Origin of the sequence: Algoriphagus sp. AGSA1, assembly GCF_021390545.1 — a bacterium.
Taxonomy (GTDB): domain Bacteria; phylum Bacteroidota; class Bacteroidia; order Cytophagales; family Cyclobacteriaceae; genus Algoriphagus.
Genome location: NZ_JAJUWR010000006.1, coordinates 206,760 through 228,072, shown reverse-complemented (window position 1 = coordinate 228,072; position 21,313 = coordinate 206,760). Strand labels below are relative to the sequence as shown.

At 42.0% G+C, this 21,313-nt stretch carries 14 protein-coding genes and 2 pseudogenes; 7 read left to right on the top strand and 9 right to left on the bottom strand.

From position 1 onward, the window contains the following. Positions 1-211: 211 nt before the first annotated feature. A complete protein-coding gene (locus LZF95_RS06435) occupies positions 212-847 on the bottom strand; it encodes a response regulator transcription factor (protein ID WP_233754156.1) in 636 nt (211 codons plus the stop codon). Positions 848-1,349: 502 nt separating this feature from the next. On the opposite strand from LZF95_RS06435, the gene LZF95_RS06430 reads away from it, so the two are divergent. The 5 genes from LZF95_RS06430 (at position 1,350) to LZF95_RS06410 (ending at position 9,449) form a co-directional block, all read left to right on the top strand. Beyond that, positions 1,350-4,601, top strand: a complete 3,252-nt coding sequence (locus LZF95_RS06430; RefSeq protein ID WP_233754155.1) for a TonB-dependent receptor — start codon at positions 1,350-1,352, stop codon at positions 4,599-4,601. 103 nt (positions 4,602-4,704) lie between these two features. Next, entirely contained in the window at positions 4,705-6,411 is a 1,707-nt protein-coding gene (locus LZF95_RS06425) for a RagB/SusD family nutrient uptake outer membrane protein (protein WP_233754154.1), read from the top strand. A 90-nt stretch (positions 6,412-6,501) separates the two neighbouring features. Continuing rightward, positions 6,502-8,343, top strand: a complete 1,842-nt coding sequence (locus LZF95_RS06420; RefSeq protein WP_233754153.1) for a PQQ-binding-like beta-propeller repeat protein — start codon at positions 6,502-6,504, stop codon at positions 8,341-8,343. A 347-nt stretch (positions 8,344-8,690) separates the two neighbouring features. Further along, the gene (locus tag LZF95_RS06415) at positions 8,691-9,125 is read left to right on the top strand and encodes a DUF3375 family protein (RefSeq protein WP_233754152.1); all 435 of its coding nucleotides are present in this window, start codon (positions 8,691-8,693) and stop codon (positions 9,123-9,125) included. 3 nt (positions 9,126-9,128) lie between these two features. Beyond that, on the top strand, positions 9,129-9,449 hold the full coding sequence (locus LZF95_RS06410; RefSeq protein ID WP_233754151.1) for a DUF4194 domain-containing protein: 321 nt from the start codon (positions 9,129-9,131) through the stop codon (positions 9,447-9,449). 143 nt (positions 9,450-9,592) lie between these two features. Here the strand turns inward: LZF95_RS06410 and LZF95_RS06405 are convergent. From LZF95_RS06405 to LZF95_RS06390, 4 genes and pseudogenes are all read right to left on the bottom strand, one after another. Then, a pseudogene (locus tag LZF95_RS06405) lies at positions 9,593-9,801 on the bottom strand (helix-turn-helix domain-containing protein). Between the two features lie 234 nt (positions 9,802-10,035). Continuing rightward, positions 10,036-10,410 carry a cupin domain-containing protein gene (locus LZF95_RS06400; RefSeq protein ID WP_233754150.1) on the bottom strand — a complete coding sequence of 125 codons (375 nt, stop codon included), beginning with the start codon at positions 10,408-10,410 and terminating at the stop codon, positions 10,036-10,038. 78 nt (positions 10,411-10,488) lie between these two features. Continuing rightward, the gene (locus tag LZF95_RS06395; protein WP_233754149.1) at positions 10,489-13,776 is read right to left on the bottom strand and encodes a M1 family aminopeptidase; all 3,288 of its coding nucleotides are present in this window, start codon (positions 13,774-13,776) and stop codon (positions 10,489-10,491) included. A gap of 12 nt (positions 13,777-13,788) precedes the next feature. Further along, complete coding sequence (locus LZF95_RS06390) at positions 13,789-14,661, bottom strand: ABC transporter ATP-binding protein (protein ID WP_233754148.1); 873 nt, start codon at positions 14,659-14,661, stop codon at positions 13,789-13,791. A gap of 200 nt (positions 14,662-14,861) precedes the next feature. Here LZF95_RS06390 and LZF95_RS06385 point away from each other — a divergent pair, with 200 nt between their 5' ends. Together LZF95_RS06385 and LZF95_RS06380 are read left to right on the top strand one after the other, a co-directional pair. Beyond that, positions 14,862-15,659 (top strand): sensor histidine kinase, encoded by a 798-nt coding sequence (locus tag LZF95_RS06385; protein WP_233754147.1) that lies wholly within the window; start codon positions 14,862-14,864, stop codon positions 15,657-15,659. After that, positions 15,656-16,360 (top strand): LytTR family DNA-binding domain-containing protein, encoded by a 705-nt coding sequence (locus LZF95_RS06380; protein ID WP_233754146.1) that lies wholly within the window; start codon positions 15,656-15,658, stop codon positions 16,358-16,360. The genes LZF95_RS06385 and LZF95_RS06380 overlap by 4 nt, the downstream gene beginning before the upstream one ends. An 88-nt stretch (positions 16,361-16,448) precedes the next feature. On the opposite strand, the pseudogene LZF95_RS06375 reads toward LZF95_RS06380, so the two are convergent. The 4 genes and pseudogenes from LZF95_RS06375 to LZF95_RS06360 form a co-directional block, all read right to left on the bottom strand. Then, positions 16,449-17,077: pseudogene (locus LZF95_RS06375) on the bottom strand (GMC family oxidoreductase); the annotation flags it as partial. A 64-nt stretch (positions 17,078-17,141) separates the two neighbouring features. Beyond that, entirely contained in the window at positions 17,142-18,500 is a 1,359-nt protein-coding gene (locus LZF95_RS06370) for a glycoside hydrolase family 71/99-like protein (protein WP_233754145.1), read from the bottom strand. A 5-nt stretch (positions 18,501-18,505) separates the two neighbouring features. Next, a complete protein-coding gene (locus LZF95_RS06365) occupies positions 18,506-19,189 on the bottom strand; it encodes a DUF3823 domain-containing protein (RefSeq protein WP_233754144.1) in 684 nt (227 codons plus the stop codon). Between the two features lie 219 nt (positions 19,190-19,408). Beyond that, positions 19,409-21,304 (bottom strand): RagB/SusD family nutrient uptake outer membrane protein, encoded by a 1,896-nt coding sequence (locus LZF95_RS06360; protein ID WP_233754143.1) that lies wholly within the window; start codon positions 21,302-21,304, stop codon positions 19,409-19,411. Positions 21,305-21,313 lie beyond the last annotated feature (9 nt).

Sequence of the window (21,313 nt, the reverse complement as noted above, 5' to 3'; positions counted from 1 at the left end):
AATAATCACCAATGGTAATTATCCGGTAAGTTATACTTGTATAACAACCGTCCTACACTACTTCTTTAAATTAGAATTATCTGATTATCCGCAATAATACCAGTTGCCATATTTTCTTTGCTTTACTGGGAGGAAGGCCTGACACTAGTGTTTCAGACTCTTATGATGCATTTTTTGTTTTGCTGGAGGAGAAGCGGACAACTAATTAAAATCAACTAATCAATCCTCTTTTATAGGCGTTGTTGACCAATTCAGCAGTGTTTTTGGCCTTTAGCTTGTAGAGTAAATTTTTCCTATGAGTCTCTACTGTGTTTTTACTTATGAAAAGTTTGTCCCCTATTTCCAGTGTAGTAAGACCAATCGCAATACATTCCAGCACTTCGGATTCTCTTCCTGACAAGCGCTCATTGACCTCATATTTAGCCGAGTCTTTCAAAAAACTGTTCAATAGTATTTTACTCACCTCCTCGCTTACATAGCTATCTCCACTATAAAGAGTTTGGATTGCATTCAGCAGATCTTTCTTACCTGTGTTTTTTAAAATGTATCCGCTGGCGCCGCTCTTAAGCATATCAGATATAAAGTGCCTGTCTCTATGCATGGAGAGACCAAGAATTTTAAGGTTCTTATTTGTTCTACTCAGTTCCTTAGTTGCTTCCACACCGTCCATTTCAGGCATATTCACATCCATTATTACTATATCTACAGGATTATCTTTACAATGTAGTACTGCTTCCTTACCATTGCATGCCTGACCCACTACGTTAATTCCTGGAAGGTCTTTCAATAAGGCCTTTAAACCATCAATAAACATTTGATGGTCATCTGCTATCAATACATTGATCATAACGTAAAAATTAAATTCAAATCCTTCATTTCCCTCTCACCAGCCTAATATTAGTAGTTACTGATGTCCCTAGATAATAAAATTCCACCAACGGAACTCCTAAGAATATAGCTCCCATCCTACCTCACGAGCCATTCTTAAGCTATGCTTCAAAATTCGACTTGCCCAAATCCTCTTTTTCAAAAAGAGAAAAAGCGCACCATTGGCATTGGTAGATGGATTTTTCCAGGGTCTATTGACTAATTGATAAATCCTCAAACTCTAGAAAATGCTCTTCTCTAAGGTAATTATTTCAATATTATTTAACACTAGTGATTTATTAATATCCCTGTTTTCAGGGATTGAACAGGAGCATTTTTTAGAAAAATTTGACGATGAAATAATTAGGGGTACACGACAAAACATGTACAATAGACAAAATTCTTTGCGATTTACTGATGCTTTAAAACTCCATTAACTATTTCATAAGACTCTAATCAACTCAACTAATTAAATGTTTAACATGAAAAAACTTTTACATTGTTCATTTGTTGCAATGTGTTTTCTCCTGTTTCATTTTCAAGTGAATGCCCAGTCGCTTAGCGTGTCGGGTACTGTCACCAGTGCTGAAGATGGAATGACCTTACCGGGAGCAAGCATTTTGGTCAAAGGAACCACAAAAGGTGTCACCTCAGGCATCGACGGAAAATACCAGATAACTGTGGAGAAGGATCAAGTTTTGGTATTCAGTTTTATAGGTTTGGTCAGCCAAGAAAGGACGATCAATGAAGGTGGAACTCTCAATATTGTATTAGAACCAGATGCGCAGGCACTGGATGAGTTTGTCGTGGTCGGGTATGGTACCCAAAAGCGCAGTGACCTGACTGGAGCTGTTTCATCCGTGGACACGAAAGTCCTGGAATCAAGGCCGATTACGGATGTAGCCCGTGGTCTTCAAGGTACTACTCCAGGTCTAACGATCACTACTCCAAGCGGGCAAATCGGCCAGAACCCCACGATTAGACTTCGTGGAAGTGTAGGTACCCTTAGTAATTCAGGTGGAGCCCAACCGCTTATTTTGGTGGATAACGTGGAAATCCCAAATCTGCAATTAGTAAATCCTGAAGACATTGAATCAATTTCTGTTCTGAAAGACGCTGCTTCTTCTTCCATCTATGGAGCACGGGGAGCCTGGGGTGTTATCCTGATAACGACCAAGAAGGGCAAAAAAGGAGAAGCTCCTAAAATCAGCTACTCAAACAATTTTGCTTGGGCTACTCCTACCGTAACGCCCACTATAGCAAACACGGCAGATGGTGCGGAAATGGCCTTTAAAGCCTTACAACGTACTAATCCTTCAACCAATGTATTTGGCGTAGTGGGTATGTATTTCGATGAATTGGGTATTCAAAAAATGCGTGATTGGGAGGCTGAATATGGAGGCCAAGACTTGGGCAATGAAATGGTTATTGGACGTGATTTTGAGATAAGAGATGGAAGGTTATTCTTTTATCGTCCTTGGGAAGCTGGTGATATGTTTATGAAGAAATGGACTCCACAACAAAAACATGATCTTTCTGTGGCAGGAGGTTCCGAAAAAACCACCTATAGACTAGGTGTCGGGTATCTAGGTCAAAACGGTGTTTTAAAGGTAAATCCGGATGAATTCAACAGATATACAGCTGACCTTAGTTTAGGCACCCAAGTAAATGATTGGTTAGAGGTTCGTGGTGGTGTACTATATAGCAAAACCAAGTTCACAAGACCATTCTACTTCTCAAGTGAAACATATGATCCATGGTACTACCTATTAAGATGGCCTAAAAATTACCCTTATGGAACATATGAAGGGCATCCGTTTAGAAGCGCAGTTACCGAAGTGCAGCAGGCAAAAATGAATGAACAAAGCACCTCACTTACCCGACTAAACTTAGGGACGACCATAACTCCTGTGAAGGGCTTGTCTATTGTAGCCAATTACACCTATGATTATCAGAACTTTCATGACCATCAAACCGGAGGCGTTGTATCAGCCTATAACTTCTGGTCAACTGGAGCTAATCTTCAATATGCCCCCTATACAAGTGCTTCTTATAACAGAGTGCAATATGCTTCATCTTGGAGCAACAGAAACGTAGGGAAAGCATTTGCAACCTATGAAAAAATGTTTGGTGATCATTCACTCAAAGCAATGGTCGGTGGTGATATCGAAGCATATGAGTACTGGTATCACAGCTCACAGAGAAGAGACCTGATGGATCTGGACAGAGGTGAACTTGATCTTGCATCCGGAGACCAGTTTGTAGATGGGTCAAGAAACCAGTGGTCAACTGCTGGAGCTTTTAGCCGAATCAACTATAACTACAAAGGAAAATACTTCTTGGAATTGAACGGTCGATATGACGGATCCTCCAGGCTTTCCCCTACCGAAAGATGGGCATTTTTCCCTTCCATGTCCGCAGGATATGTGATTTCTGAAGAGTCCTTTTTTGAGCCTGTTACCAATGTAATGTCCTTTCTGAAACTAAGGGCATCTTGGGGAGCTATCGGTAACCAGAATGCTTACCTAAGTGACATCTATAGAATTATGGGATCCTATTCATCTGGTTGGTTGATCGGAGGAGATAATCAACTAACCTTTGGCACGCCGGGTGCGCTGCCATCCTCTTTGACGTGGGAGACAGTGACTACGCTTGATTTGGGATTTGACGCAAGATTCTTCCAGGATAAATTCGGTATCGCCTTCGACTGGTACAACCGCACTACAAGTGATATGCACAGCGCAGGTGAAGTCCTTCCTGCCTCATACGGCACTTCTGCCACAAAGCAGAACTTCGGTGAGTTGGAGACCAAAGGCTGGGAACTTGCGGTGGATTACAACCATGGTTTTACCAACGGATTGAACCTCAATGCTACGGTAGTCCTTTCAGATTACATAGAAACTATTACAGAATTCGCTGATAACAAGAGTATCTATTCAAACCGTCCGGGTAGAGTAATTGGTGATATCTGGGGCTATGAGACAGACCGATTATTTACAGCAGATGATTTTGTGCAAGATGCTAACGGAGAATTAGTTCTGGATAACGGAAAATATGTACTCAAGGAAGGTATTCCTTCCCAGTCCTTATATGAGAGTGGCTGGTTCTATTATGGTCCAGGTGATGTGAAGTACAAAGACCTAAATGGCGATGGGGAAATCTCTTTTGGGGAAAACACCGAAGAAGACCATGGTGATTTAACTGTAATAGGCAACACCACACCAAGATACCAATACGGTGTCCGCTTGGGTATGGACTTCAAAGGAATAGATTTAAGCTTTTTCATTCAAGGCGTAGGCAAAAGAGACTATTGGGCAGACGGTCCAATCATGATACCGGGCTATAGGCCTGGAGAAGCATGGTTCTCTCACCAGTTAGACTATTGGAGTGAAGACAATCCGGATGCTTTTTATCCTCGTCCTACTGATGCCGGTCAATCAAACAATTCACGGAACTTCCTTCCACAGACTCGCTATTTGCTAGATCTGTCATATATGAGAATGAAGAACATCACCTTGGGATATTCACTTCCTGCTTCTTTGATTTCTAAGGTCAGCTTAGACAAAGTAAGGGTTTATGTAAGTGGTGAAAACCTCTTTGAGTTTGATAAGCTAGACCTGCCGCTGGATCCTGAAGTAGATTATACACCGGCAGGAAACAATGACTCGAATACCTTCGGAAGGGTTTACCCGTACAGCAGGACCCTGTCATTCGGTTTACAGGTTACATTTTAAATTGATAGCACGATGAAATCGAGCATGACTAAAGCGTTACGCAGCCAGATGATTATCAGCCATGCGAGATTCCATGTGTCCGCTAAAAAACAATTATAATCACATGAAACTAAGAATAATAGCACTCGCTCTCAGCTTCCTTGCAATTTCTGCATGCGACGATTTTCTAGAAAAACCACCCTTGGATAGTCTTACCGATGAGACTTATTGGACTACTGAAAGCAATGTCCGAAATTTTTCATGGGGATTTTATACCGCTTATTTCAGTGGTTATGGCTCAGGATATACTTGGGGAAAATTCTTCTCTGGGCAAACCCTGAATGATGACTTCGCTCCGGCTAGTCCAAATCAATTCCGAAGAACCGTCCCTACAGCGGCCACAAATGTTTATTGGAATTTCAGTTACGTGAGAAAAGCAAATATATTTCTGAACAGGGTCCAGACTGTTCCAATGGATGAGGAAGCTATTCAGCATTGGTCAGGAGTAGCACGCTTCTTCCGTGGCTTGGAATACTTTGATTTGGTAAAGCAATTTGGCGATGTTCCATGGTACGATGAGGAACTGAGCGAATCAGATCCAGAAATACTCTACAAGCCTAGGGATACTAGGGAGTTTGTAATGGACAGGGTTTTGGAAGACTTTGAATTTGCCGCAGAAAACGTACGTATATACGACGGAAACGAAGGACAGACAGTGAATAGAGCAGTAGTTCTTGCGTTGATGTCCAGGGTATTTCTATTTGAGGGCACTTGGCAGAAATACCATAACAGCAACAGTGAAAAAGCGAAAGAATACTTAGAAGCTTCAAAAAATGCCGCTGCTGAGCTCATCAACACAGGCGGTTTTACTTTAGGTAACTACAGAGAAGTATTTAACTCACTGAATTTGACGGGAAACCCTGAAGTCATTCTATTCAGACATTACGAGCCTGGAATCTTAACTCACGCATTGAATTCATATAACAATATGGAACCGCAAACAGGCGTGTCCAAAGATGCGGTGGAAGCTTATCTGGCTGAAGACGGCTTACCTATTGGTATTTCACCTTTATATCAGGGGGATAAGGGAATAGAAAATGTAATGGCAAACAGGGATCCAAGAATTTATGAAACCTTGGTTTCCGATGAATTGAGGCTGAATGGTATCGCTTCCAATTACAGCACCACTGGCTATGCTACACATAAATTCCTCAATGAGGTAATCAAAGATCAACCAGAGGGAAGCTCTAATCTAAATTATACAGATTCTCCGGTTTTGAGATATGGTGAAGTATTGATCAATTATGCAGAAGCTGCTGCTGAACTGGCTACCGTGGGTGGCGCTGCGTTGACGCAGTCGGATCTTGATATGTCTGTAAATGTGCTAAGAGATAGACCAGGCATTATGATTCCGCATCTGGAAGTGGTAGGAACTGGGGCGGCTGTAAACGGAATGGTGTATGACGACCCAGCACGGGATCCAACTATCCCTTCGATAATCTGGGAAATCCGACGTGAGAGAAGAATAGAATTGATGATGGAAGGTTTCAGATCAGATGATCTAGCCCGCTGGGCAAAGTTTGAATACACTGATACAGAAGGCAATTCGGATATCAATCGCGGCGCTTGGATCAAAAGAGCTGATTATCCTGAACTTCAAAGCAGCGTTACGCTGACTGATGGAGAAGAAGGGTATATCATCCCTGCTACAGCGGCAGTATCGCAGCGATTGTTTGAAGATCCTAAAGTGTACTTGGATCCTGTTCCCTTGGATCAAATTACACTTTATCAGCAACAAGGGGTCACGTTAACACAGAACCCTGGGTGGTAATTGATTTATAAAAATTTATAGATGTCCTTCTTTCGATGATTGAAAGAAGGACATTTTATTTAGTTAAAAATTATCCTTTTGATGTTATACATGAAAAAAATTCTCTTTCTCCTTTTCCTACTAAAATTCGGCATCTCCTCTGCCCAGGATTTTAAATTCGCCTTTGTCACTGACACTCACATAGGATCACCCAACGGAGTAGCAGAAGAGGATTTGATAAGAACTGTCAAAGATATCAATTCACTTGCTGACATGGATTTTGTGATCGTCACTGGAGATATCACTGAAATGGGTACAAATGAAGAAATTAAAAAGGCTAAGAAATTATTGGATAGACTTGACATCCCGTACCATGTAATACCCGGCAACCACGATACCGGCTGGTCAGAATCCGGAGGAGTCAGTTTCATTGAGATTTTTGGCTATGATAAATTTGTCTTTGAGCATAAGGGATTTAAGTTCATAGGAACTGCCTCGGGTCCTTATGTACGAATGTCTGATGGACATATCCCGCGGGATGCTGTCGTTTGGCTGGATTCCGTATTGAACGCGACTCCAGCATCTCAGCCAATCATTAATGCCAACCACTATCCACTTGACAATAGCCTTGACAACTGGTTTGAAATGACAGACAGATTGAAGAAGCGCAATACACAATTTTCCATATGCGGTCATGGGCATACCAATAAAATCTATGATTTTGAAGGAATCCCGGGAACCATGGGTAGATCCAATCTGCGGGCGAAAGATGAAATTGGTGGTTATACGATTGTTGAAATCACAGCTAATTCCGCACTTTTTTCTGAAAGAACACCTGGGGTAAAAACGCAAGAACCTTGGAGAGAAATAGCCTTAGGAGATAGAAACTATTCAGAATCGAAGGTTTACGCAAGGCCTAACTTCGATATTAATCTAGATTACCCTCAAGTGTCCAAAAAGTGGAGTTACCATTCTTCCGCCAATATTGTTTCCACTCCATTAGTAAAAGATGGAAAGGTCTTTTTTGGAAATAGCCTAGGCAAATTTGAAGCATTAGAAAGTGAAAGTGGTCAGCCAATCTGGTCTTACCAGACTTCTGGAGGAATCTTTTCCTCTCCTATTGCCTATGAAGACCTGGTGATTTTTGGATCGGGTGATGGCAATATTTATGCGTTGAACCAAGAAAACGGAATATTGAAGTGGAAAACACCCACAGAGACAGCAGTGTTGGGATCACCTATCCTCAAAGGAAATATTGTATATATAGGCGGAAGCGATGGTAGATTCAGAGCACTATCCGCAACAAGCGGCAAGGTCGTATGGGAGTTTAAAGGGATTCAAGGCCCAGTAGTAAGTAAACCCTTGTTATCGGAAGGCCTGGTTATTTTTGGTGCTTGGGACAAGAATCTGTACGCACTTGATCAACTAACAGGTCAATTGAAATGGACTTGGAATAACGGCTCCCCAAACCGAATGTATTCCCCGGCCATGTGCATTCCCGTCACAGCCAATGGAGTCGTATATATCGTCGCTCCAGATCGATATCTCACTGCTTTGGATATTGTTAGCGGAGAAGAATTATGGCGAAGCAATGAGGCAACTGTCCGTGAATCAATTGGTATTTCTGAGGATAAAAAGTGGATCTATGGCAAAACAATGAATGACGAAATAGTGGCTTACCCCACATCTAGGATAAAATCATCAGTTGCTTGGAAAATGGACGTGGGTTTTGGCTATGAACATGTTCCCTCCATGTTAATAGAAAAAAATGGTAATGTATATTTTGGCACAAAAAACAGCACAGTTTACAGCATTGATCCGCGCTCCCAAATAATAAACTGGGCACATAAAATAGATAATTCGATGGCGAACACCGTGAATCCTGTAGATGAAAACTCTCTTGTGGTTGCAACAATGGATGGAAAAGTGGAGTGGTTGGAATTCAATCCATAATAGATAGTGAGTATAACTTTAATATTGAGATAAATCACCCAAACTATCCCGCAAAGTGTGTAAGTGAATTTTAGGGTTGGTTCCCATCCTTTCCCGAATCACTTTATTCCCGAAATCTTCGATTTCAGTAACTAAAAGACTTATGCAATAAAGGAAAAAAATGATACCATTGAGGGGGCGGCCCTTCCTGAAACTTTTCATTTACCGGACAAGGTATTTTAATGGGCACTATTTTTTCTATGCGGTACCTTCTATTGCCTTGGTTCACCAATAATTCCTTATTTTTCCTTAATTGAGGTTCAGCTCCTGTAAATCGAAGTACAGTAAAGGTTTTAAAATTTCCCGGTTTGGACGGTCTGGAATATTATGCAAAAAAAGAGTATTATCTCGACATACAGGGAAACCCTGAAATTTATCTCCCCTTGGAGCGTAAGCTTGGGGAGAGGCCAGAAAACAATTCTTTTATTGCGAAGGCAGAACAGGCTAAACTTGAACTGGAAGACTTGGAAGATCTGTCAAAAATTTACAATGCCGACTTAATAGACAAGCAGCAATTATTGGCCAATATACACCATCTACTGCAGTCAAGATCGCAGGTTTCACTTCAGGAAGTAGTGAAAGAAAAAGGGCTTAATAAAGGCTTGGCAGAACTCTTGGCTTACGTCACCCTTGTAAATTCCAACAACAAATTTTTTATCAATGAGAAGATACGGGAAAGCATTCTGTTCAATTTAACGGAAAGAAAATACCTTGACTTGCCGCAAATCATTTTCACCAGATAGCCAATGGAACACCAAAGCCGAAATATTGCTCCATACGCCAAGTCAGCAGTGAAGCTTCTACAAGGTCCTGTTTTTGAAGATCAGCAAGATGTTTGGAATGAGATGCTGCAGTATCAGGTCGAACTAACTCAATACTTTGAAAGAATTGCCTTTGATGTGCTAATTGACAAAAGAGATGGGCTAAGGGAATGGCTTCTCGAATTTGAGTCGAGCGATCTGGAAACCGCCAATTTGTACATTACTCCTAAAGAATTTAGGGATAGGATGGAGATGTTTTTCAAAGAAAAGGCCAATGAGCTAAAGTTCATCAAGGAATCTCATTAAAGAGAAAAATAAATGTCTCCGATTGGAACCCTGTCGTGGGATCGGCCAAGATAACATACGCCCTAAAACTTACTACGAAAGGAAAAATAAAGCGATTTTATGCCTTAGAACTAAATCACTATGGATTTCAAGTCCCTAGTGATTTAGTCTTTCTTATATTCTATAATATCACCAGGTTGACATTCCAATGCCTCACAAATAGCCTCAAGAGTGGTAAAACGAATAGCTTTGGCTTTTCCGGTTTTTAAAATCGAAAGGTTTGCAGGGGTGATTCCAAGAATCTCACATAATTCCTTCGATTGCATTTTTCTCCTTGCAAGCACATCACATCTAAGTTGATTATGATTGGCATAATTAACTTATTAGATCGTTTTCCTCCTGTAGCGTAATCCCTTCTTTAAAAGCATCGGCTAAAAAGAACATCAGGTATCCCTAAATCAGAAACACCAATAACTCGGTAGACAAAAGATCCATTGCTCTACTGGAAGTACTTTCAACTTGATAATGAGTAAAGCTGTACCGAAGTGAATACCAATCTGCAGGATTTTGATCTAAGAGCTATGCATTTATTGATTTTGTCACTCGCTTAAATCCAACCCAATTCTTTGACTGTCATCTCATCTTCTACATTGCCCGTGTGCAGTGTGGCTTTAGGCTCAAAGAGCAGATTCAAAACGATTTCTCCATTCGTATGTGGACGGTGTTCCACGCCTTTTGGGACAATTAGAATTTCTCCCTCCTTGACTTCAACGGTCCGGCCATCCCTAAAGTCCATCAGAAGGGTTCCTTTAAACACCATAAAAAGTTCGTCTTCATTATCGTGACTGTGCCAGACAAAGTCGTTTTTGAGTTTACAAAGCTTGACATATTGTCCATTGAGCTCCCCGATGATATGGGGAGTCCAGAGCTTTTCAAACATGGAGAATTTCTCCAATATGTTGATGGGGTTGATTTCTTTCATAGTTCTCTAGTTTTTAGAATTAGTTAGTTTTCTTGTTTATAGTTTATCCATCCCTTTAAGTGGTGAATAGAATTCTACTCAACTCGGCTCCTGCCCTATAGTATTAACCTGTTCAAACAAATCTGTAATAACATGTTGCTTAGAATCCGGAGTCACTTCTCGAAAATATTGAATTAAATCTAAGGTGGTTGCGTAGCGACTTGGCTTTTTGGGATTATCGAGTGAATGCCAATCATTCAGAAAATCCCGTAAAGCAAGGTTCACATTTTCTTCCCCTATCTGCTTCTGGAATTCGTACATAGCCAGTGCTCCCTTATTGTAATAAATATGTTCCTCATTTTCAACCAAGGCCAAAGGCAGTTCCTCTTTATTGAACTTTAAGTTAGCTTCTGTATAGTCATCCCATTGGAGCCTCAGAAATTGTTGAACTTTCTCATCACTGTATTTTTCTCTGAACACCATCATGGCAGAATACTGTGCCAGGGTTTCCAAAATCATGTTCTGTCCCTGCACGTTAGCTGCTTCGAGTTGTAAGCCCCACCATTGGTGAGCCACTTCATGCGCCGTAACATAAAAAGCCATGTCCACATCTTTTTCATCATCAATGTCCAAAATAAAACCGATGGCCTCCGAAAAAGGAATGATGCCAGGTAGCGATTGGGCGAAAGTTCGGTACCTTGGAAACTCCACGATTCGAAGTTGTCTGTATTGGTACGGACTGAAATGGGTACTGTAATAATCCAACGACATTTTCATCGATTCCATCATTCGTGAGAGGTTGTATTCATGACCTTTATGGTAATAAATCTCCAAATCCACAACTTCCTCCACAGTATTGCCAGATGGAATAGTGGTATCTCTCATTACCTCATAGTGAGCTGATACAAAGGGATAAAAGTGGATGATTGGCTGATTAGTTTTGTAGTGAAAATAATTGCGATCCTCCTTATTCCATTTTGCCACTAAATCACCGGAGGTAAGTGCTGTTTGTGGCACTTCTGTACTGATTATTACTTCTAATGTGGTACCATCTGAATCACTTCCACTGCGGGCATTTACCAATTCTCTCACGTCATTGCGCTTGGCTTTATGGAATCTTGGAGGCAGCCCAAAATTGGTTCGATCATCCTCATCCTGCAGTTCATATTTTTTCTGATAACCAAAACCCGGCAGTTCAGTATTGTCGAAGAAGGTTCCGTTATATACCACATCCGAAACGGAATTATCTGCTTCAAACCCCTTTGGATATAAGGTTTGTCTGAAATTCATTCTCAGTGTATCACCGGGCGCTAGAGATTCGCTTAATTCGTAGATGGTATAATGATAGTCAGAATACGTGTTGTTTACCTTCATGCTGCAATCAAAGGTCACATCCGTTAGTTCGACATTTGACTCAATTAACTTTTGAACATGGACTTCACGAATGGGTTCTTGCGATGTATTGGTGACAACATAATATCCTGCTACTTCATAGGCTCTTTTGGATGGGAATAGATCAATATTCAGTTTCACATCTATTATTTTGGGCTGTGGAATATATTCAAACTGCTTCAGCGTCTTTTCGTATTCCGCTCTAAAACTGGATTGTTCACCTTTAGTCCAGAATTCATTCAGCACATTGGTATTGTAAAAAATATAGCCTCCAATAATGAGGAAGAGCATGAAGCAAACTAAACCAAAAACTGCGAGAGGTTTCCCTATTTGCTTGAGTCCACTTATCCATCGTTTTCTTAGGCCCGTTTCGTTGCCCTTGACCATCAACATACCGGCGAAGATCAAGAGCAGCACTCCAAACAAGACCCAATAGAGTTTCACCCAGAGATAGGCAGGCAGAAAGTGGCCATAACCATTCATATCCGAGTAGGTGGCCAGCGCATGTCCACCAAAGTTGAGTAAGGCATGTTCCAAACCGAAAACGCCAATGGCTACATTGATGATAGCGAACGCGATGGTGGCGAGCATGCCCATAAACTTATTTCCGGTAAGCGCCTGAAAAAACATCGCCGCAAAAGTATACAAGGCCAGAAATGGAAATAACTCCAAAAAGAACCCAAAGAAATAAACCTCCAATTCGTAGTTATGGTAGCCATTTAATGTCTGAAACAGCATTCCAGCTGCAATGAGTGAAAGCATGACAAGGGCATAGATGAGCAGTAATGCAAGGAACCTGCTACCAACATTTACCATACTTGAAACAGGAGTGGCATCATGAATGAGGTCAAGTTTTACGTCCTGTTCCTTCCACATTATTTCACCGGAATAAAAAACCAGCATGATCATGAAAAAGTAAATGGACATCTCCCGCAATTCTTCGATAATAAGATATGTGGTTGGATAACTATCCACGCCATAGGAGGTGCCCAGGCTGACAGAATTGACAAGAATAATGATGAAACAGCACAGGATAATTGCCCAAAAGGATTTAAGCTTGAGTATGGAAACGCCATGAAACCAAGTGTTGAGAAGTAGCTGTCTGATCTGTGCACAAAGATGAAAGTCAGGGGATATAGCAGGCAGCCTCTTGGTAAATGTGTGTGGCAAGGATTTGACTTTTTGTATCTGCTTTTTATAATAAGCCTTTTCATTTACCACCATCAGCTTGAACCTGATGTAGCCGCCCATCAACACCCAGCAACCCACCCCTATCCAGAAGAGTTTGTTGAGCAGCATAATACCTGACACAGGAATAAGCATAGAATTTCTATCCGCAACCGTCCACTCCTTGCTTGCTCTTGTCAATGTGGTAAGGGAAAAAGGATCCAGCAAGGCTTGAAGCGTCTCGTTGGTAATACCTTTGGTAATCATGAACAAAACAAATATGACTACCCCTTGCGTATATACAACCATCAGATTTTTGCTGAGGGCACCAGTCGCAAAAAACACACAGGCGCCAAAAAACAAGGTGGGTAAAACAACCCACAAAAAGGGTTGAAGGTAATTCATGTATTGAAAAGGCAAAAATTCGTTTGGATCATTCCAGGGCATAAATTCTCCAATCATCATTCCCCAAAGTATCCCACTGAAAATAAAAAGTAGTACGGCAAAGGATCCCAAGAAACGTCCTACTAAATAATCCTTCTTGGAGATTGGATTGACATAAATAAGGGACGTAACGTCGTATTGAAAATCCCGCAGTACAGGAACACCCATAATCATCGAAGCAATGATCATAAACAGGCCGGTAATGGCTCCCATGGTTTTAGCAATTACCAGGGGAGAATTCTTCTTCACCAATCCTAAATCAATCCCCTGAAAAATGAATTCAGTGCCTGCTACAGAGAACAAAAGCAGAAGTAGGAAAAAGAAATACGTCTCCGGCCGCTTCAATCGGTACTTAAATTCGAATATGAAAAACTCGTAAAGCATGATGATTTGAGATTAGGATTTGAAAATTTGAGACATGTACACATCTTCCAGATTGGCTTCAATGGGCTTGAAGTCAGACCCAGGATGGGAGTCACTGAGCACATGCACCAATTGTTTTCCCAAATACAGGCGATCACTGATTACATGATATTCCTTTTTGTAATGTTCCAACTCACATTTTTGAATTGTCTTTTCGTACAACCGCCCATTAAGGCTTGCTATTATTTCGATGGGATTTCCCTGTATGACCACTTGGCCTTTGTTGATGATGGCCATCTTGGTGCATAGTTCCTTCACATCATCAACAATATGAGTGGAGAGGATCACAATAGTTTGTTCCCCCACTTCACTTAGAAGATTGTAGAACCGGTTTCGCTCGACAGGATCTAAACCTGCCGTTGGTTCATCGACAATCAAAAGCTTTGGATTATTCAGCAATGCCTGTGCAATGCCAAAACGTTGCTTCATTCCCCCAGAGAACTCACCCAATTTTTGCTTCCGTGCTTCATACAGATTTACTTTATTAAGAAGAGCGAGTACAATTTCTTTGCGCTCTTTTCTGTGTATAATTCCTTTCAATACCGCCAGATGGCTCAAAAGCATTTCTGCAGATAGCGCCGGATATACACCAAATTGCTGTGGCAGATAACCCAATATTTTTCGCAGTTCATTAGGTTGTGTTTGAATATTGAGTCCTCCAAGCATTAACTCGCCATGGTCAGCTTCTTGCAGCGTTGCAATCGTACGCATGAGTGTTGACTTGCCAGCGCCATTAGGTCCTAGCAGTCCAAACATGCCTTTAGGAATTTGTAATGAAATATTCTGAAGAGCTTTCACCCCGTTTTTGTATGTTTTGGAAAGGTCAGTAATGATCAGATTGTCCATGTGTCGTTATTTTTAACCCAAGATTAGGTGGAGAAAAAGGGTAAAAAAAAGAACTGGGATAGACGTATTAATAGGTGGTTTGAACCAGTGAAATTCTGGGGTCAAAGAACTTCGTACCTATTTTTAGTCAATCGGTCACACCCATGCATACGTCTGCAACATAGACCCGATGCCTGCAGGTTTTTGATTAATTTCGTAGGATGACTTTCTTTCAAAAATCTTTCAACAAGCAATTTCTTAAAAGGCTGGTGCCTTATTTTTTCCTTATAACCACCATTTTAATTCTAGTTTTCAATGATGCTTTTGGAGAGACAGATGAGTTAATAGTTTTCTCTCTTTTGTTTTTCACTTCCATGGCAATCTGGCTGATCCGATGGTTGGTGATCCAAATAAAAGCTATCCTAAGGCTCAAAAAAGAAAAAAAGCAAGCTGAATTAATGCATTTGAAAAGCCAGGTAAATCCGCACTTTTTCTTCAACACCTTGAATAACCTCTATGGTCTGGTCGGCCAGGACACCGAGAAAGCCCAAGAGCTGATCCTCAAACTCTCTGACATGATGCGCTACAGTATCTATGAGGGACAAAATGACTGGGTTACATTAGCTGATGAAATCGCCTATCTGGACAACTACATGGATCTACATCGAATGAGGTACCATAAGCGTATTGATATTCGTTTTGATGTAGATGCGGATGACCGAAACATTCAAATCATGCCGCTGCTGTTCATCATACTAGTGGAAAATGCATTCAAACATGGTGTGGAAAAACTAAGGTCCAATGCATTTGTACACGTCCACTTAAAAGCCACAAAGCAATTGCTTGATTTTAAAATTGAAAACAACTTTGATCCGGAGGAGATAGACGAAAATGACGGTATTGGACTAAAAAATCTGAAAAAGAGACTGGAATTAGTTTATCACAATAGACATGAACTCATAATATCCATGGATCCAAACGCAGGATTGTATTGTACCCTACTTAAACTTAGATTATGAGCGTTAAATGCCTTATAGTGGATGACGAATCTGTTGCCCATGACATCATCAGAAAATATTGCGCGCTTCTCCCCAACCTACAGGTGATGAGGGATTGCTATGATGCCATTGAAGCAATAGAATATCTGTCCGTTAATCCTATTGACTTGATCTTTCTCGATCTCAATATGCCCAAGCTTCGAGGCTTTGAATTTCTTAAAACACTTCCTAATCCGCCCAAGGTAATCGTAACGACTGCTTACAAAGAATATGCATTGGAAGGCTACGAACTGAATGTAGTGGATTATTTGCTGAAGCCTTTCTCATTTGAGCGATTTGTAAAAGCTGTAAATAAGGCATGTTTAAAACCTTCCAAACCAGTTCCTATCCCAATTGAGGAAGTTCCGGAAACAAAGCCAGGTAGAATCTTTGTGCGCACAAACAGCAAACATGTACAAATAGAACTGGATGAAATTCTCTTTGTTGAAGCTTCCGGGAACTATGTAAAAATCGTGTTGAAAGAAGAAGTTATCACGATACGCGGGAACTTGTCTTCGCTTACAGAACATATCCCAACCGAAGGTCTGGTCCAGGTGCATCGGTCGTTCATGGTGTCGCAAAAGCACATCAAAAGCATTGAGGGAAACCAGATCAATATTGATAAATACACCGTACCCATCAGTAAGTCTTTCAGAGCACAACTAGACCAGCTTTTAAAATAATAAAATATGTGTATTCCGTAGGTCTTTGGGTAGTTTTTCCAAATCCTCAAAATATTCAATGCCTTGCTGTAATGCACTGACTGATATCAGGCACACTTTCCCTACGGCCAGACATGCCCAGAGTGGAGCCGTAGAGTCGCCGGATATCTTTTTTCATGCCCACTCCGTAGCCTCCGTTTTGGCTCGGCTCGCCAAACTCATCTTTGATATACTGGCGCATGGAATTCATGCTTCCCCCGGTACCATAGGCTGGCTGCGTCATCCCACCCCAGTATTCTATATGGTAGCCGCGGGCAAAGTCCAGTTTCTTGTTGTCACCCCACCAAGGCGTGTACATATGCATCCCACCTACTCCGTCTTCATTGTATCTTTCCCTATCAATCAAATCCGGAAGAATTCCCATTCTGGATCGGAACCAGTCGAATTTGGTACCGTCATTACGGGTGTAAGGCTCACCTTCTATATCCGAGCCACCTATGGCTGCATCGAAATCACCAAATGGCCTAATTCTGGTACTGGCGCCTCTTCTCGGGGATTCCCAGGGCGGGCGCAGCTGGGTTCTGTCCTCATCCTTTGCGGGATCAAAGTCACCGCCGGCTTCTAACACGGCGACAGAAAGCCCTGCTTCAGAAAGGATTTTGGAAGCCATGCCTCCTCCTCGGAGCCTACAATGATCACATCATAGCTGTCGTCTGATGATTTTATCTGAAAACTCATTGAATTAATTTAGTTGATTGATGTCATTGTAAGGGGTGGCAAAACTCCCCGCTTCTTCCGCAATTTATTGTCTATGAGGCTGTGATGAGGTAAAGCCAGTCTCTCCTTTTAACCATTTCCCTGCTTCACCTGTCAGGTAGAGGTAATGGTCAGAGGGAAGTTCGGGCTCGATACCTATGAATTTCCCATCTCCGTTTAATGGGGTACTCCCCTCATGAAGCACCTTAAAAATAGAGGTTCCCTCATCGATTTCATCAAACATGGCGACATACAATGATCCTGCACCGGATTTAACAGCTCCGTTGATCTGTTGCCAGAAAAAATCACCTTTCAGTCTTGGAATGGCATTGTATTCTGCACCTTCATTCATATTCCCCCAACTGAAGCCCGGGAAGACCAAAGGCATATATTTCACCTCATTGGATTCACACCACTGCAAATCAGAAACGAGCGTTTGGGAGGAGACGGAAGCATAATTCTCAGAACTGTACCTCCCTACAGCCCAAGGCATAAGAACATCGGCTTTTTTGATCACCTCATGGAGCTGTGGGTTGTTTTCAGTATCATTCCCCATAGATCTCCACCAATAAGGAACTCCCAACATGACAGAAACTCTATTTCTAGACCCTTTGAGTTTATTGACCAAAACTGAAGCATCATCAATGGAATATTTCCGGTTATCATTGAACCCTACCCCCCATACAGCTACCATAGGCTTCCCGTTTTCTCTCAGGTAAGTGGGATTTTCCTCGTTGTCAAAGAGTTTATACTTACTGACTAATTCAAAAAAATCCTTCTCCACAAAGTCGCGGACTTCCTCACTTTCTGCACCGCTTAAGTCATACATAATGCAAACAGCCCTACCATATTTTTTTGCTGCTGCCAAAGCATTTTCCAGGACTTTGTCAAAATGTCTTTTACCGGCTGGATTTGAATCCCTGACTTCAGCTACAAACCGTTGTAAATACACACCATCAATACCATATTCCTCCATCCACTTGAAATGTAAATCTGTAGTCTCTGCATCATAGGAGCTAAATAACCTAGCCGTTTCCCCATTCTGGAATTTGAAATCCGTAGGGTAAGTCTTGGAATATTCACTTACATCCGGCCACATGTCAATGGTAGAGCATCCAGGGTAAAAACCACATCCTGCCCTGTAATGATACCAGCCCCGGTTTGATTCATCCCCTTCCGCCGCAAACCAGCCCTGATAACCTGCCATCACCAACCCATCGATACTTGTGAAGAACAATCCTTCTTCATCATAGACTATGTCAGTCGGAGGATCAGTGGGATCAGGGTTTTGGACAGGGGCTGGCCCAGGTGAATCTGAACACCCGAAGCTGCTAAGCAATACTATTGAAATCCAATAAGATATGATCATTTTAGAATAGTTCATGTTGATTTTAGAATAGTTCATGTTGATTAAAGTGTGATCCGTTCAGCGCTTACATAGTTATACTTTGACTCGGCTGCATTGGCAATAGCTCCAATCCGGAAGAAGAAATCGTTGTACTTGCCAAAAATCGAACTGTTGTTTATAACATCAATTTCAATGGTAAAAACCTCGTCTTCAGTCACATCCCTGTTCAGGTCATTTTCTACGGAATAGACCTGTACCGGCTGTCCTACTACTGGGTTAGGATGGGCAAACAGTCCGATTTTTCTGACGTTGGCAGCGCCTGTCTGTTCAATGCTAAAGGTTGCTGTAACTATTCCGTTAGAATACGTTATCTGCGGATTGACAATACGTAGGTAGGGAGTCACTTCAAAATCCAGTGTGGTACCCGAAGCGATTTTCACCACCTGCTCATCCAAGGGATAAAAATTTCCCCTGACCGGCTGCACGGTATACATATTTTCAAACAAAAGCTTATTCTCAAAAGTCCCGTCATTTTTCACTATCAGATACTGCAAACCCACAGGATCATAGCCATGCTCTGCCAACTGGATCACTGTTCCGTCGATCAGGTCCTGCTCTACCAGTTCGCCTGTTTGGGCATCTACGAATCTTCCTGAGATACTTGCAGTCGGCGCATCGTAATTGTCCAGCTCACAGGAGAATAAGCCTACTGCAAACAAAACCAGGATATATAATTGATTTTTCATGTGTTTATAATTGTTTTTCAATGGTCACATGGAATCTCGCCCGGGGAATAATCATCCCTTTGTGTGTCGCCTTCGACATGCTCGATTTCATGTGTTTATAATTTGTCTTTTAAAGGCCATATGAAATCCCTCCCTGGCGGCAGGCAGGTCGCATGTATTATAATCATCCCATTATGAGATACATGATTCATGCTCGATTTCATAATATGTCAGATGTAATTAATAAGATGGATTTTGAATCAGGCCGTTTCCGCCAATTCCAGGTATTGGTCTATAATAGAATCTTGGTTGGAAGTTCTGCACTTCCATTGCCGGGACATTTTCCCTGATGAAAATATAGACAGGCGGGGATGCTCTCAGGTCCAAAACGGGAAACAGAGAATGCCTCCTTCTGTTTGTAAATTCCTCTTCATACGTTCTTCTTCGGATAAGGTCCCAGTACCTCTTATTCTCAAATGCCAACTCTACTCTTCTTTCTCTTAGAACATTTTCCAGCGTAAGCGGAACCTCTACAGTGTGGGCGGCTCTGCGTCGGATATCGTTGAGCACCTTTTCGGCAAGAGCCAAATCTCCCTGACCGCTTTCCACTACTGCTTCAGCATAATTGAGCAACACCTCTGCATAGCGGATGTCCATGAAATCCGTTGTGCTTTGATTCCAGCCAGGGACTACGGCTTTATCCTCGTCCAGAAACTTTTTAAAAGAAAAACCAGTACGGGTATTGTTACCACCGAAGGTGTCAAATCCTGAATATTGGGAAGTATTCTCCGCCCCGTAGGAATAGAACATCCTTCCGTTCACTTCAATCTGATCCTTGGTTCGGATTACAGGACTTCCATCTGGCTTGATAAATCCAGCCTGAATGATAATTTCCCTGTCTTTCCATTCGGATCCCGGAGCCACTACCGTAGCATGGAACCTAGCATCTCTATTGGCGAACAAAGCTTCAGGGTCATCATATCGGATGTAGTCCACACTGGCATTGTAGCCATTATAATCAGATGTGACACCATCAGTCCGGGTCTCCAAAGGAGTAATTTCCCCAGGGTTATCATAGGTTTCGTATTGTTCTACAAATTCCAGCGTAGGATTCATCCTTCCCGGGTGCGGCCAGCCATTTGCCAACTGGGCAGGACCAAACCAAATATCATAGTTATGCCCCCTGTTATTGCCGGGAATAGCAAATCCCTTAATAAATATTGCTTCGGTCAGTGCAATATTCGGATTTTGAAACATTCCCTGAATGTTCCCAGCAGCCTCCTCCGGATTGGATGGATTGGGTTGATAAAGGCCAAAAGACCCGCTTTTGATAATCTCATCAGCGGAAACAATGGTGATCTGATAGTAAGCATTCGCATCAGCTGTATTCAGTCCCACCAAACCTGCTTCTGCCGCATCGCCAGAAAGAGGAGCCTTGGCAGCATACTTCGCAATAGATGCTGCATGCAATGAAGCCCTAGACATCAAGGCAAGTGCAGCCCATTTAGTCGCCCTTCTTTCCCCACCCGGCCAAATTTCCGGAAGTGACTCACTGGCGTTCTTTAAGTCATTCAATAAAAAATCCCAGGTTTCCTTCTGGGTGGATCTTGGTACTTTCAATGATTCTATATCTCCAGAGTAAGCCTGAGCTTCAGCGATCAAAGGAACTCCCCCGTATCGCTTGACCAAACCTAAATAGGCATAGCCACGAATAAATAAAGCCTCGCCTAGAATCTGATTGCGGACAGCCTCAGTCACGTCGATCTCCGGAACAATCTCAATCAGTTGATTGACATCCCTGATCAATTTATAGGCAGGTTCCCACCAGGCGATATCCTCATTTCGGAAGAAGTCACCGAATTCGGAATGAACCGCTTCATCGGTTAGCATGGCTACGGCAAATCCCCCATTATTGGGATCCCCTCCATTGACATTGAAACCATTTCTGAAGTATGCGAGATCCTCGACTGGAAGCTGGGAATACAGATTTGCCATGTATAGCCTTACCCCCTCGGGGTCTGAGAACAGTTGTTCTCCCTGAATCCTGTCCAGTGGCTGCTTATCTAATACACCCGAACAGGACGCCTGGATGAGCAAGGCAATCAGACTAAATATGGAATAATATATCTTTTTCATATCTGATAG

Bases quoted from the DNA above. Each gene is read 5' to 3' on its own strand.
- LZF95_RS06430 (WP_233754155.1), top strand. From the start codon at position 1,350: ATGAAAAAACTTTTACATTGTTCATTTGTTGCAATGTGTTTTCTCCTG.
- LZF95_RS06360 (WP_233754143.1), bottom strand. From the start codon at position 21,304: ATGAAAAAGATATATTATTCCATATTTAGTCTGATTGCCTTGCTCATC.
- LZF95_RS06400 (WP_233754150.1), bottom strand. From the start codon at position 10,410: ATGAAAGAAATCAACCCCATCAACATATTGGAGAAATTCTCCATGTTT.
- LZF95_RS06395 (WP_233754149.1), bottom strand. From the start codon at position 13,776: ATGCTTTACGAGTTTTTCATATTCGAATTTAAGTACCGATTGAAGCGG.
- LZF95_RS06380 (WP_233754146.1), top strand. From the start codon at position 15,656: ATGAGCGTTAAATGCCTTATAGTGGATGACGAATCTGTTGCCCATGAC.
- LZF95_RS06435 (WP_233754156.1), bottom strand. From the start codon at position 847: ATGATCAATGTATTGATAGCAGATGACCATCAAATGTTTATTGATGGT.
- LZF95_RS06425 (WP_233754154.1), top strand. From the start codon at position 4,705: ATGAAACTAAGAATAATAGCACTCGCTCTCAGCTTCCTTGCAATTTCT.
- LZF95_RS06370 (WP_233754145.1), bottom strand. From the start codon at position 18,500: ATGAACTATTCTAAAATCAACATGAACTATTCTAAAATGATCATATCT.
- LZF95_RS06420 (WP_233754153.1), top strand. From the start codon at position 6,502: ATGAAAAAAATTCTCTTTCTCCTTTTCCTACTAAAATTCGGCATCTCC.
- LZF95_RS06410 (WP_233754151.1), top strand. From the start codon at position 9,129: ATGGAACACCAAAGCCGAAATATTGCTCCATACGCCAAGTCAGCAGTG.
- LZF95_RS06365 (WP_233754144.1), bottom strand. From the start codon at position 19,189: ATGAAAAATCAATTATATATCCTGGTTTTGTTTGCAGTAGGCTTATTC.
- LZF95_RS06385 (WP_233754147.1), top strand. From the start codon at position 14,862: ATGACTTTCTTTCAAAAATCTTTCAACAAGCAATTTCTTAAAAGGCTG.
- LZF95_RS06390 (WP_233754148.1), bottom strand. From the start codon at position 14,661: ATGGACAATCTGATCATTACTGACCTTTCCAAAACATACAAAAACGGG.